A 12154-nucleotide genomic window follows, 5' to 3' on the forward strand; every position below is an offset into this window, starting at 1 on the left:
CGCGCTGCACATGTCTGCCGTACCGGGGACGGACACCGTCCGCGCACCGTGAACTGGTGCCATGACCCGCTCCCGCCCCGTCGTTCCGTACCGCTCCTCGGCGGTGCCTCGTTCCGCGCTGTACGACGCCGCTCCGGGCAGTGGCACCGTCGGCGCACCGTGGCGTCGCCCGTCGGTTCTCGCGCGGTGGGACCGTCGGGCCGCGGTCGTCAGCGGGTGGTGCACGCAGGCCCTGGACCTGGTGTTACCGGTGTCGTGCGCGGTGTGTGCCGCCCCGGGCGCCATACTGTGCCGTGCGTGTCGGATCGTGCTGCGCCGCGCCACGGCCCGGCCGCACCCGGTGACACCCCCGGCGGCGCTCGCCGCGTCCGGTGTGCGGGTCATCGTCGCGGGGGAGTACGAGCACGAACTCGCCTCGTGCGTGCTGTCCTTCAAGAACGGCGGCCGTACCGACCTCGCTCCCGTACTCTCCGCCGTGCTCTCGGCAGCCCTGGCGACCGTGGCGCGCGAGCTCGGCGACGACAGGCCCACCCTGTACTGGGTGCCGGTGCCCACGAGCGCCCGCGCGCGGCGGCGTCGATGGTTCGATCCGGTCGCCACCCTGCTGCGCGGCGCGGCCCTGCCCCCGCGGTCGCACATCGCACCCGCCCTCACGCACCGCGCGGTGGCCGGGAGCGGCACCCAGAAGGGCCGCGGGAGGATCCAGCGCACCCGGGCGCTACGCGGGAGCCTGCGCGCCCGGGACATGTCGGGACTCACGTGCGTGGTCGTGGACGACGTGCTCACCACGGGCGCCACGGCCGCCGAGGCCGTCCGCGCCCTGACCGCGGCCGGGGCCAGGGTGCCCGCGGTCGTGACCCTCGCGGGGGTGCGCGTAGGGCGTTCACAGGGGGAGAACGCAGGATCATCGGATGTCGTCATCCATGAATTTCCCCGTTGTTTCCTCTAGCGTTAGATCACGGGAAGCATTGAAGGTGTCCCGTGTGGGAGAGCAGCACATCCCGCGTCATCCCCAAGATGTGGAGGGTCTCATGGAACTGAACATCCTAGGCCGCAACGTCACCCTGCCGGACCGATTCAAGGAATACGTCGAGGAGAAGAGCGAGCGCTTCCAGCAGCTCGGCGACAAGGTCCAATCCATCGAGGTCAAGGTCACCAAGGAACACGCCGCCTCCGGCCACCAGGGCATGCGGGTGGAGATCACCGTCGTGGGGCGCGGGCCCCTGGTGCGCGCCGAATCGCGCAACGACGACAAGTTCGCGGCGTTCGACGAGGCCTACGCCAAGCTCGTGGAGCGGTTGCGTCGGGCGCGTGACCGCCGTAAGGTCCACCGCACCGGGCACCAGAGGCCCATCGCCGTGCACGAGGCCACGGGATCGCTGCCCGTCGACCCTTCGGGACCGACTCCCACGTATGCCAGCCAGGAAGAACTCGCGGCGGCCGAGGACGAGGCCTTCAGCACCGAGTACCCCCTGAGCGACCCCCCTACCCCCGTGGAGATCCGGCGCAAGCGCTTCCCCGCCCACGAGATCACCGTGGACGAGGCCGTGGACCGGATGGAGCTCGTGGGTCACGACTTCTTCCTGTTCGTGGACAAGGAGACCCAGGAACCCTCCGCCGTGTACCGCCGTAAGGGGTGGGAGTACGGGGTGATCAGTCTCAGCAATGACGGACGCTCCGGGGAGGAGAAGGCGCGGGCCTACCAGCCAGACACCGCGAACTCCGAGGCCTCCTGAGTATTCACAGCACCGCACCGAGGACGGGCCCGCGACCGCGTCGCGGGCCCGTCCCGTGCCCGGCGAGCGGGTAGCGGGAACCTGGTCGTTGCCCGTCCCGCGCCTGCCGAGTGGGCATCGGGGATTCGGTGGCTACCCGTCCGGGGGCCACCCGGTGCCCGGCGCGATGGCACGCGGCCGGCGTCCAGCCTGGCTCACGTACACTGTTCGGCGGTGCACCCAATGTCCTGCCGGTGCCCACCATTGATCTCGGAGGAGCGAACACACGTGGCGTCATTCCTGGAAAAGGTTCTTCGCACTGGGGACAAGCGGGTCCTGAAGCGGCTGAGGACTTACGCCGACGCCGTCAACAGCCTCGAGGACAGTTTCAAGGAACTCTCCGACGCCGAGCTGCGCGCCGAGACCGACTCGTTCCGGGAGCGCATCGAGGGCGGCGAATCCCTGGACCGGCTTCTTCCCGAGGCGTTCGCGGCCGTGCGGGAAGCGGCGTCCCGCACCCTAGGTCAGCGTCACTTCGACGTCCAGATCATGGGCGGTGCCGCTCTGCACCTGGGTTACATCGCGGAGATGAAGACCGGTGAGGGCAAGACCCTGGTGGCCACGGCGCCGGCCTACCTCAACGCGCTCGCGGGCAAGGGCGTGCACGTGGTCACGGTCAACGACTACCTCGCCGAGTATCAAGCCAACCTCATGGGCCGTGTCTACCGTTTCCTGGGGTTGGAGACCGGCGTGATCCTGAGTGGTCAGGACCCTGCGACCCGGCGTGAGCAGTACGCCGCGGACATCACCTACGGCACGAACAACGAGTTCGGCTTCGACTACCTCCGGGACAACATGGCCTGGTCCAAGGAGGAGCTCGTCCAGCGCGGGCACAACTTCGCGATCGTGGACGAAGTGGACTCCATCCTCATCGACGAGGCGCGGACCCCGCTCATCATCTCCGGACCGGCCTCCGGGGAGGCCAACCGGTGGTACCGCGAGTTCGCGACCGTCGTGCAGAAGCTCGACCCGGAGGCCGACTACGAGGTCGACGAGAAGAAACGCACCGTGGGCGTGCTCGAACCGGGGATCGAGAAGATCGAGGACTGGCTCGGCATCGACAACCTCTACGAGTCGCAGAACACCCCGCTGATCGGGTTCCTCAACAACGCGATCAAGGCCAAGGAACTGTTCCGTGCGAACAAGGACTACATCGTCGCGGGTGGCGAGGTGAAGATCGTGGACGAGCACACCGGCCGAGTGCTCTCCGGGCGGCGCTACAACGAGGGCGTCCACCAGGCCATCGAGGCCAAAGAGGGCGTGGAGATCAAGCCCGAGAACCAGACGATGGCCACCATCACACTGCAGAACTACTTCCGTCTGTACGACAAGCTCTCGGGCATGACGGGTACGGCCCAGACCGAGGCGGCCGAGTTCATGAATACGTACGAGACTGGCGTCGTGGCCATCCCGCCGCACCGCGGCATCGCCCGCGAGGACAAGCGGGACGTGGTCTACAAGAACGAGGCCACCAAGTACGCCGCCGTGGTGCGGGACATCGAGAATCGCCACGAGAAGGGCCAGCCAGTCCTCGTGGGCACTGCGTCCGTGGAGAAGTCGGAGTACCTCTCCCGTCTGCTGGCCAAGCGCGGTGTGCGCCACGAGGTGCTCAACGCCAAGAACCACGCGCGTGAGGCCGCGATCGTGGCCCAGGCCGGCCGCAAGGGCGCGGTCACCGTGGCCACCAACATGGCCGGTCGAGGCACCGACATCATGCTGGGTGGTAACGCCGAGTTCAACGCCGTGGAGAAAATGGCCGAACTCGGCCTGGACCCCGAACGCGATGCCGAGAAGTACGAGGCGCGGTGGCCCGACGTCCTCGCGGAATGCGAGGCCTCGACCAAGACGGAACACGAGGAGGTCCTCGAATCCGGGGGGCTCTACGTCCTGGGCACGGAGCGCCACGAGTCCCGCCGGATCGACAACCAGTTGCGCGGGCGGTCCGGTCGTCAGGGGGACCCGGGGGAATCCCGGTTCTACCTGTCCCTGTCGGACGACCTCATGCGCCTGTTCAACCCCGGTGCGGCGCAGCGCCTCATGGCGATCGCCCCGGACGACGTCCCCGTGACGGGTCGTTTGATCACCTCCGGTATCGCCAACGCGCAGAACCAGGTGGAGGGGCGCAACGCCGAGCAGCGCAAGAACGTGCTCAAGTACGACGACGTCCTGAACCGCCAGCGCGCCGTGATCTACCGGGATCGCAAGCGGATCCTCATGGGCGACGACATCGAAGATCAGATCCGGCAGTTCACGGACGAGGTCATCACGTCGGTGATCACGGAGCACACCGGGACGGGTCACCCCGAGGACTGGGACCTGGACGCGCTGTGGACCGCGCTGCGGGCCATCTACCCCGTCTCCCTGACCCGCGACGAGGTCCTCGAGGAAGCGGGCGGCCGCCCGCGGTTGACCTCGGACTTCCTCCAGGAGCAGATCCTCTCGGACGCCGCGGTCACCTACAAGGAACGCGAGGACGAACTCGGTTCCGAGGCCATGCGCAACCTGGAGCGCCGGGTCCTGCTCTCGGTGATCGGTCAGCGCTGGCCCGAGCACCTCTACGAGATGGACTACCTCAAGGAGGGGATCGGGCTGCGCGCCATGGCCCAGCGCGATCCGCTCGTGGAGTACCAGCGCGAGGGCCACGCCATGTTCCAGGAGATGATGGCCGCCATCCGCGAGCAGACCGTGGTGACGCTGTTCAACCTGGAGGTCCGCAAGCAGCGCACCGGCGCGGACGGTGGTGCCGTGGAGCTCACGACGCCCCAGCGTCCCGCGTTCCTGCAGTACACCGCCCCGGACGAGGACGGCACGCCGAGCGCGGCCGTGGAGTCCGAGCCCCGGGTGTCCTCCGACGACGACGAGCCTGCGGCGGACACCGAGCCGGCGACGATGAACGGGGCCTCGGATGCCGACGGTGTCACCTCCGCTGGCGAGGGGGCCAACCGCGCCCAGCGTCGGGGGAAGTCCGCCAAGGCCAGCGGCAAGGCGAAGCGGGGCAAGCGGCGCTGAGGCCCGGCTGGACCCGGCGAGATCACCCGACCTCCAGATGGGTGACCCGCCACTGCCGCGCGATCCGCTCGATCCGTAACGCCACGGCGCGCGCCCGGGTGGATTCCTCCACCACGAGGGATGCCTCGTAGCACCCGGGGGCTGGGCTGCACACCCGGATCCGCCGGATCCGGGCGGCGCGGTGCACCTCGAACACGGCGCGCCGGTCCGGGCACTGTTCCTGCACGAGCTTGAGCATGGCCGCGCGCTGGGTGAAGCGTTCCACGACCTCAGGCTCCGTCCACCGGGACAGTTGGTTCGCCGGGCGGGTGCCCGCGAGGATCTCCACCGCGGCTTGCCCGATGCTGCGGGCGATCGCGCCGACCCGCTCCATCTCGTTCTTGCCCGTGAGGGCCGCCACCGTGCGGTCCTGGCGCCACGTGTAACCGCCCGCGGGAGTGCGGGGTGCTGATTCGGGGACGGCGATGCTCATGGTGTGCTCCTCGGTGACGAAGGGTGGGCCGGACGGCCCGGGGACGATGGAGAGAGGTTGTGGCCCCGCCGCGAGGCGAGTTCCCGACGGTGTTCCGGGGCCCGCGTGGGTCGCGGGCGGGTCCTGAAGTGGCCGTGTTTGAAGTAATGGATCCCAGGGCGGACCTGCCTGGGGTAGACCTATCCGGTGCAGCGCTCCTCGTGCGGTGCGCCCGCCGGATCGAGCAGGTGGGGCGGAACGCGTAACTGGTCCCCGGGGCGGATCAGATCCCCCTGGTGCGCCACGGCGTTCAGCTCGAGCCACGCCGGGAGGTTGTGGCACACGGTGGCGTCCGTGGCCCCCGGCCCCAGCAATTGTTCGGTGAGGCCCCACAGGGTGTCCCCGGCCATCACGGTGAGGACGCCATTGGAGACGCGCTGCCCAGCGGGCGGGTTGGCCGGCTCGAGCATCGGGGTCGAGGCCTCCGGGGCCCGTACAGGAGCGGTCGTGGATTCGGGGGTCGCTTCCGGGCCGCTCGTCTGCGCTCCGGGCGCGGTGTCGGGAACAGCTTCCTGAACGGATTCCGGCGCGGGGGCGGAGGGCTCCGCGAGCTGCTCGGTACCGGCGGTGGCCGGGGCCCAGAAGGGGTCGAGGGCGGCGTCGTCGGCGTGGGCGGGCGCCACGACCACGAGCTGCACGCCCACGAGGGCGACCGCGGTGCGCGCGACCAGGGTGGGCGTGAGGCGCATGGCCCACCGCTCCAGGCCGTGCCAGCGCAGTCGCCGGGCCGCCCGGGCGAGGGCGAGCATCACCAGTCCACCGACCCACCACCCGGCCACGGCGAGGCACGCACCCGCCGCGACCACCGCGACCAACAGGTCGGGGTCTTGACCGGATCCTGTGGCGCGCAGAGTCTGCGCATATCCGAGGCCCAGAACCCCCAGCGCCCCGGCCAGCACGGGGACGCCGAGCCACGCGGCGGCCAAGCGGGTGCCGGTGGAAGGTGCCGATCGATGGATCGTAGACATCTTTGCCTCCGAATAGTGCTGTTTGATGCCGTTTGACATTTCTAGATCATTCAGCGGTCTCGGTCGGCTGTCAATCATCGTTGCAATTGCATTCATGTCGACATGACATCCGACGCGGAGCCGGCCCCTGCACGCCGTAGCGTGACCTCAGGACCCCGAGACCCAAGGACGGTGGCGGATGCGCTGGGACGACCTCTTCGAGGACATGGAGGCCCAACTCGAGCAGGCCAGGGTGCGGCTCGTGGAGCAGGAGGCCGTGGAGACCGCGCGCGCGGAGCTGTCACGACTCACGCTGCTCGAGCGGCTCGCGGCACACCGCGGCGGTCCCGTGCGGCTGCGCCCAGCGCGCGGTGACACCCTGGAGGGAGAGCTCGCGGACGTGGGCTCCGGCTGGGTTGTGGTGCGCGAGCGGCACCTCCAGCACCTGGTCCCACTGCACAGCGTGGTGTGGTGGGAGGGACTACCGCGTCGCTTCGAGGTGCTCCCGGAACGTTCGACCATCCGCAGGCTCGGCATGGGCCACGTCCTGCGCGCCCTCAGCACCGCGCGCGTGCACGTGCGGGTCGTGCTGCAGGACGAATCCCGTCACGGGGAGATCGAGGGCACGGTGGACGCCGTGGGTCAGGACTTCTTCGACGTCGCGGTGCACCCGCAGGACCAGTTCCGCCGACGTAGCTCGGTCACCGCGGTGCGCACGGTGGGGTTCCATGCCGTGGCGCTGGTCTCGTCCCTCGATGCGGGGTGAGTCGCCCGGCGTCCCAAGGGTGTGTCAGTGCAGGGTGCCCTCACGCACCGCTTGCTCGGTGCGCTCGTAGCCCTGTTGGATGTACTCCTCCAGCTTGACCGTCTCCACGCGCCACTGCCCCCGGCCGCCCACCTGGATCGCGGGGAGCTCCCCCGAACGCACCATGGCACGCGCTTGCGGGACGGAGATCGAGAGGATCTCGGCGACGTCCGCGAGTGTGAGGAATCGCTGCTGGGACATTCCGGTCCATCACTTTCTTAGGTGCCGTTGCATGCTGTTTCATCGGGGTTCGCTCGTCATTGTCCCACGTGAGGGGGTAGGCGGCGGGTTATCAACAGGTCCTGGGCGGAATGAACACGTGGCCACCTCCGTCCACAGGTCGTTCGTCACACTTCCCAGCGCGGTGTGCGACGCGGCACACTCGGGTGCAGCCGGCGGGGGCCGGCGCATCACGAAAGGATGTCAGCATGGGGAGCACCGCGGCGCTCGAGCGCTCGGGACGGTCCACGGCCGCACGATTCCGCAAACCGTCCTGGCGGGATCCGCGGCTGCTCGTGGGGCTGCTGTTGGTCCTTCTCTCCGTGCTGGGGGTGATCCTGCTGGTCGCCACGGCCAACCGTACCCAGCCGTACTACGTCGCGGCCAACGACCTCTCCGTGGGGCAACGGATCTCGCGGGAGGACCTGGGCACGGTGGACGCACACCTGCAGGATTCCTCCGCGCAGTACGTCGCGGACGGGCAACTGCGGGAGAACGCGGTGGTGACCCAGCGCGTGGCGCGCGGGCAACTCGTGCCGGCTGCGGCGGTGGGCACCGCGGACGAGCTCGACCGCACACCCGTGGGGATCGCCCTGACCACCCCCATGCCGGCCCAGGCGGAGGCGGGGTCCCACGTGGACGTGTGGGTGGCCGAGCCCAAACCCACGGGGCGCGGGTACGGGGCGCCCGAGAAACTCGTCACGGGCGCGGAGATCGCGCGCGTGGACACCAAGGACACGGCGCTTGGCGGTAACGCCTCGGCCACGGTCTACGTGCTCGTCACGCAGGCCCAAGTGGGTCCGCTCGTGGATGCGCTCGGCAACGACGCCAAGGTGACCCTGGTGCTCAACACGGCGGGTTCCGGCTCGTGAGTATCTCGGTGGTGACGCTCGGGACGAGCACGTGGCCGCTCGTGGACCGGCTCGAACGCTTGCACGGGGACGTCACGGTGGTGCGGCGCTGTCTGGACCTCGCCGAGCTGCTCGCATGCGCCCACACCCGCATGGCCCACGTGGCGCTCGTCGCGGAGGGTGCCGAGGAGCTCACCGCGAGCCTGCTCGATCAACTCGAGACCGACGACCTGCGGGTCCTGGTGGTCGAGGGACACGACGAGTCCCGCGTGCAGCGTCTGGGTGTCGACAGCGTGCCCCCGGACGCCACCGGGGAGGAGCTGGCCCGGATCATCACCCGCGCGATGCTCGGTCCCGCACGCTCGCCGTCGTCGGTGCGGGACGACGGCGCTGCGGCGCCGGGCGAACGCCCGGCACCCGAGCGTGAAGCGGCGTCGAGAGGAACGTCGTCAAAGGGAACGGCATCGAAAGCAGCGGTATCGAACAGCGCGGCGGCGACTGATGCACCCGCGGACGGGCCGACGTCGCGCGAAGGAGCAGCCGGGCGAGCCGCGGGCCGAGCAGTCGCGAATTCCGCATCCTCCCCGGACAGCACCCATGGGGAAGGGCACATCGGCCCCGACGCCGCCGGACTCGGCTCGGGGGCTGCCGTGCCCGGTGGGTCATCCGGCGATCCCGCGACGGCGCACGACCTCGATGACTCAGACGCCCTCGACCATGCCGAAGCCTGCCGGGTGATCGCCGTGTGGGGACCGATGGGAGCGCCCGGCCGCACGGTCACCTCGCTCAATCTCGCCGCCGAACTTGCCCTGCTCGGGCGGCGTGTGCTGCTCGTAGACGCGGACACCTACGCCGCCTCGGTCGCGGCGAGCCTCGGGATGCTGGACGAAGCCGCGGGGCTGGCGCAGGCGTGCCGGCTCGTCGACCAGGCGCGGCTGGACCGGGAGGGATTGCGACGCTGCGCGAGCACGGTGTCCGTCGCGGGCGCCTCGCTGGACGTCCTGACCGGGATCACCCGCTACGACCGCTGGCCCGAGATCCGGGGTTCCGCCCTGGACCTCGTGCTCGACCGTGCCCGGAAGGACTACGACGCCGTAGTCGTGGACACCGCCTCCGGCCTCGAGTCCGACGAGGAGATCAGTTCCGACTTCATGGCCCCGCGGCGCAACGCCGGGACGCTGACCGCGGTCGCGGCCGCGGACGTGGTGATAGCACTCGGCGCAGCGGACACCCTCGGCGTACCGCGGCTCGTCAAGGCTCTGCCGGACCTGTTGGACGCGGCACCGGACGCGCGGATCGTCGTCGTCATGAACAAACTGCGCGCCGCCGCCACCGGTCGCTCCGCGGCCGAGTCCGTGCGGGAGGCCTGGGAGCGCTTCTCGCCCGGGCACCCCGTGGCCCACACCCTCTCGTGGGACGCCAAAGCGTGCGACGACGCCCTGCTCGCCGGTGCTGTGCTCTCGGAGACAGCGCCACGCAGCACGCTACGTCACGAGATGAGTGGGCTCGCGGAGCTCGTGCGGCGGATGCGTGAGCCCGATGCACACGAGGGCGCGGCAGAACCCGTGGGCGCGGGAGCGGGCCCGGCGGGGACTAGGCTGGGGCGTCGGATGGGCGCGTGGTTGCGCCGCGGTTGAGCATCGGAAAGCGAGCGTTCCATGGCCTTCACGGATCCGTTGCGATCTGTCCCGGACTTCGACGCCGGGGACGCCGAGTGGCTGCACCTGCTCGTGGGGGACTGGCAGATGGTCGCGGACCTGGGCTTCGGGGACCTGCTGTTGTGCTTCCCCGCGGACGTGATCCCCGCCGCCGAGAGCCCCACGGGGGATCCGATCCCGGGTGAGGGCAGCGAGTTCCTCGTCTTGGCGCACGCCCGGCCCACCACGGGACCCACCGCTTACCAGAAAGACATGGTGGGGGAGGTCGTGGGTGGCGAGGCTGCGTTCACCCTGCGCAGGGCGTGGGTGGACCGGCGGATCGAACGGGCCGGTCCGTCCGAGTGGTCGAGCCTCGCGTCGCGGTCGGTCACCCTCGTGCCGCTCGTGCGCAACAACCGCACGATCGCCGTCCTCAGTCTCACCGCGGACCCCCAGCACGACCGCTTGCCGTCCCGCATGGAACTCGTGTACCACGAGCTGGCTTCGGCCCTGCTGCGCATGGCGAACCAGGGGACGTGGCCGGATTTCGCGGTGCGCACCGATTCCCGCCGGGGCGCCCCGCGCGTGGGCGACGGCATGATGCGGCTCAACGCCGAGGGGACCGTCGAGTTCTGTTCCCCCAACGGTCTGTCCACGTTCCGGCGGCTGGGTCTGGCGGGGGACATCACGGGGCAGAACCTGTTGCACGTGGCACGCCAGTTGCCCCTGACCGCCCCGGGCGTGGACGAGACCCTGGCGCCCGTGCTCGCGGGGACCATGCCGTGGCGCGCGGAACTGGCCACCGGCAAGGCCTCCGCCACGCTGCGTGCGATCCCGCTGCGGGAGGGCCCGGAACGCACCGGGGCGCTGTTGCTGTGCCGGGACGTCACGGAACTGCGGCGCCGCGACCTGCAGCTCGTGTCCAAGGACGCGACGATCCGGGAGATCCACCACCGGGTCAAGAACAACCTGCAGACGGTCTCCGCCCTCCTGCGCCTGCAGTCCCGGCGCATGCATTCCGACGAGGGACGCAACGGCCTGCAGCAGGCCATGCGGCGCGTGAGTGCGATCGCGCGCGTGCACGAGTCCCTGTCCCACGAGATCTCGGAGGACGTGGACTTCGACGACCTCATCCGCCACCAGGTCAAACTCGCGGTGGAGACCGCCTCCGCGGGCCAGCACGTGCGCACCCGGGTCAGCGGCCGGTTCGGGCGGTTGCCGTCCAAGAGCGCGACGTCCGTGGCCCTCGTGGTCAACGAGATCGTGGCCAACGCCGTGGAGCATGGGCTCAAGGACCGGGACGGCACCGTGGAGCTCGCGGTGACGCACCGGCAGGACGAGGTCACGGACGCGGGGGAGAGGTACCGCGTCGTCGAGATCGCGATCAACGACGACGGGCGCGGCATGGGGGACGCCGTGATCGAGGAATCCGGTGTGGACGCCTACCGCCCACCCGCGGAGGGCGAGGGACTCGGGATGCAGATCGTGCGCACGCTCGTGGCCGGTGAGCTGCAGGGCGGCATCCGGTGGCAACCCGCTGACGGGGGTGGGACGAGCGTGATCATCACCGCCCGGTTCCCGCGAGCGACGTCCGGGCGCTCCTGACACGCCCAGCCGGCCGCGGACGACGGCGGCCCGTGACCCGCTCGTGGGAGCAGGTCACGGGCCGCCGTGGGGAACGGACTCAGGAGGCGCGGCGGGCGCGGGCGGCGCGGCGCTTCAACGCACGCCGTTCGTCCTCGCTCATACCGCCCCACACACCGGCGTCCTGGCCGGATTCGAGGGCCCACTGCAGGCACGTGTCCATGACCTCGCACGTGCGGCACACGGCCTTGGCTTCCTCGATCTGCAACAGGGCGGGGCCGGTGTTGCCCACCGGGAAGAACAGTTCGGGATCCTTTTCGAGGCAAGCTGCGCGACTACGCCAATCCATGACGGCACGGCTCCTTTCGGGTTCGTGGGTGCGGGCCCGTGCGCATCCCACGCAATGCGGCAGCGAGCCGCGTCGCGGATTTCCGGGGGGAATGACACACAGAAAAGGCCCGTGAATGTCGGGCCTTGGGGATTCTGCCCACAATTTTCCCACGTAAACACACAGTAAACAAGGGTGTGAGCGCTATATCACATCCCAAGGCGCCCCTCGCAACGATTGCCGCCGGATGTCCGTGCGCGAGGCCGGCCCCTGTACCGGCGGCTGGGACCCACCGATGAGACGGACCCGTGGGACCGGTTGCTCGGGCCGCTGCCCGCGCGGCCGACGGCCGGCATCGGTGGCCGGGACCGAGTGTTAGGACCGGTCTCCCGAATGAGCCGTCGGCACCGACTGGTGGCATCGGCCTCCGGCATCAGCGGACGGGACAGGTTCCCGGCATCCGTCACCGGCCGCGGGCCGATGCGGTC

General features: G+C 70.1%; 11 protein-coding genes. 7 read left to right on the forward strand and 4 right to left on the reverse strand.

Annotated elements, in window-relative coordinates; all coding sequences use genetic code 11:
* Window positions 1-61: 61 nt before the first annotated feature.
* The 3 genes from Q9R22_RS04705 to secA all read left to right on the forward strand — a co-directional run bounded on the left by Q9R22_RS04705 (window position 62) and on the right by secA (window position 4784).
* Window positions 62-949 (forward strand): ComF family protein, encoded by an 888-nt coding sequence (locus tag Q9R22_RS04705; RefSeq protein ID WP_131332629.1) that lies wholly within the window; start codon window positions 62-64, stop codon window positions 947-949.
* An 82-nt stretch (window positions 950-1031) separates the two neighbouring features.
* Window positions 1032-1736, forward strand: a complete 705-nt coding sequence (gene hpf, locus Q9R22_RS04710) for a ribosome hibernation-promoting factor, HPF/YfiA family (RefSeq protein WP_131332630.1) — start codon at window positions 1032-1034, stop codon at window positions 1734-1736.
* Window positions 1737-1958: 222 nt separating this feature from the next.
* Entirely contained in the window at window positions 1959-4784 is a 2826-nt protein-coding gene (secA, locus tag Q9R22_RS04715) for a preprotein translocase subunit SecA (RefSeq protein ID WP_396415665.1), read from the forward strand.
* Window positions 4785-4806: 22 nt separating this feature from the next.
* On the opposite strand, the gene Q9R22_RS04720 is transcribed toward secA, so the two are convergent.
* Both Q9R22_RS04720 and Q9R22_RS04725 read right to left on the reverse strand, forming a co-directional pair.
* Window positions 4807-5256 carry an Rv3235 family protein gene (locus Q9R22_RS04720; protein WP_131332632.1) on the reverse strand — a complete coding sequence of 150 codons (450 nt, stop codon included), beginning with the start codon at window positions 5254-5256 and terminating at the stop codon, window positions 4807-4809.
* A gap of 179 nt (window positions 5257-5435) precedes the next feature.
* A complete protein-coding gene (locus tag Q9R22_RS04725; protein WP_311254094.1) occupies window positions 5436-6263 on the reverse strand; it encodes a hypothetical protein in 828 nt (275 codons plus the stop codon).
* Window positions 6264-6441: 178 nt separating this feature from the next.
* Here Q9R22_RS04725 and Q9R22_RS04730 point away from each other — a divergent pair, with 178 nt between their 5' ends.
* Window positions 6442-7008: a hypothetical protein gene (locus Q9R22_RS04730; RefSeq protein ID WP_085107607.1), complete on the forward strand. Its 567-nt coding sequence runs from the start codon at window positions 6442-6444 to the stop codon at window positions 7006-7008.
* Window positions 7009-7032: 24 nt separating this feature from the next.
* On the opposite strand, the gene Q9R22_RS04735 is transcribed toward Q9R22_RS04730, so the two are convergent.
* Window positions 7033-7248: a helix-turn-helix domain-containing protein gene (locus tag Q9R22_RS04735; RefSeq protein WP_085107605.1), complete on the reverse strand. Its 216-nt coding sequence runs from the start codon at window positions 7246-7248 to the stop codon at window positions 7033-7035.
* 227 nt (window positions 7249-7475) lie between these two features.
* Between Q9R22_RS04735 and Q9R22_RS04740 the strand changes: the two genes are divergently transcribed.
* The 3 genes from Q9R22_RS04740 to Q9R22_RS04750 are packed head-to-tail and all read left to right on the forward strand — an operon-like array spanning window position 7476 to window position 11359.
* Complete coding sequence (locus tag Q9R22_RS04740) at window positions 7476-8138, forward strand: SAF domain-containing protein (protein WP_311254095.1); 663 nt, start codon at window positions 7476-7478, stop codon at window positions 8136-8138.
* Window positions 8135-9754 carry an AAA family ATPase gene (locus Q9R22_RS04745; protein WP_311254096.1) on the forward strand — a complete coding sequence of 540 codons (1620 nt, stop codon included), beginning with the start codon at window positions 8135-8137 and terminating at the stop codon, window positions 9752-9754. The genes Q9R22_RS04740 and Q9R22_RS04745 overlap by 4 nt, the downstream gene beginning before the upstream one ends.
* A 21-nt stretch (window positions 9755-9775) precedes the next feature.
* Window positions 9776-11359, forward strand: a complete 1584-nt coding sequence (locus Q9R22_RS04750; protein ID WP_131332636.1) for a sensor histidine kinase — start codon at window positions 9776-9778, stop codon at window positions 11357-11359.
* Window positions 11360-11438: 79 nt separating this feature from the next.
* Here Q9R22_RS04750 and Q9R22_RS04755 read toward each other — a convergent pair whose 3' ends face one another.
* Window positions 11439-11687, reverse strand: a complete 249-nt coding sequence (locus Q9R22_RS04755) for a WhiB family transcriptional regulator (RefSeq protein ID WP_019309413.1) — start codon at window positions 11685-11687, stop codon at window positions 11439-11441.
* Between the last annotated feature and the right edge of the window lie 467 nt (window positions 11688-12154).

Origin of the sequence: Kocuria sp. PD6 (genome assembly GCF_031844145.1) — a bacterium.
GTDB classification, from domain to species: Bacteria; Actinomycetota; Actinomycetes; order Actinomycetales; family Micrococcaceae; genus Kocuria; species Kocuria marina.

Bases quoted from the DNA above. Each gene is read 5' to 3' on its own strand.
- Q9R22_RS04705 (WP_131332629.1), top strand. From the start codon at position 62: ATGACCCGCTCCCGCCCCGTCGTTCCGTACCGCTCCTCGGCGGTGCCT.
- hpf (WP_131332630.1), top strand. From the start codon at position 1,032: ATGGAACTGAACATCCTAGGCCGCAACGTCACCCTGCCGGACCGATTC.
- secA (WP_396415665.1), top strand. From the start codon at position 1,959: ATGTCCTGCCGGTGCCCACCATTGATCTCGGAGGAGCGAACACACGTG.
- Q9R22_RS04720 (WP_131332632.1), bottom strand. From the start codon at position 5,256: ATGAGCATCGCCGTCCCCGAATCAGCACCCCGCACTCCCGCGGGCGGT.
- Q9R22_RS04725 (WP_311254094.1), bottom strand. From the start codon at position 6,263: ATGTCTACGATCCATCGATCGGCACCTTCCACCGGCACCCGCTTGGCC.
- Q9R22_RS04730 (WP_085107607.1), top strand. From the start codon at position 6,442: ATGCGCTGGGACGACCTCTTCGAGGACATGGAGGCCCAACTCGAGCAG.
- Q9R22_RS04735 (WP_085107605.1), bottom strand. From the start codon at position 7,248: ATGTCCCAGCAGCGATTCCTCACACTCGCGGACGTCGCCGAGATCCTC.
- Q9R22_RS04740 (WP_311254095.1), top strand. From the start codon at position 7,476: ATGGGGAGCACCGCGGCGCTCGAGCGCTCGGGACGGTCCACGGCCGCA.
- Q9R22_RS04750 (WP_131332636.1), top strand. From the start codon at position 9,776: ATGGCCTTCACGGATCCGTTGCGATCTGTCCCGGACTTCGACGCCGGG.
- Q9R22_RS04755 (WP_019309413.1), bottom strand. From the start codon at position 11,687: ATGGATTGGCGTAGTCGCGCAGCTTGCCTCGAAAAGGATCCCGAACTG.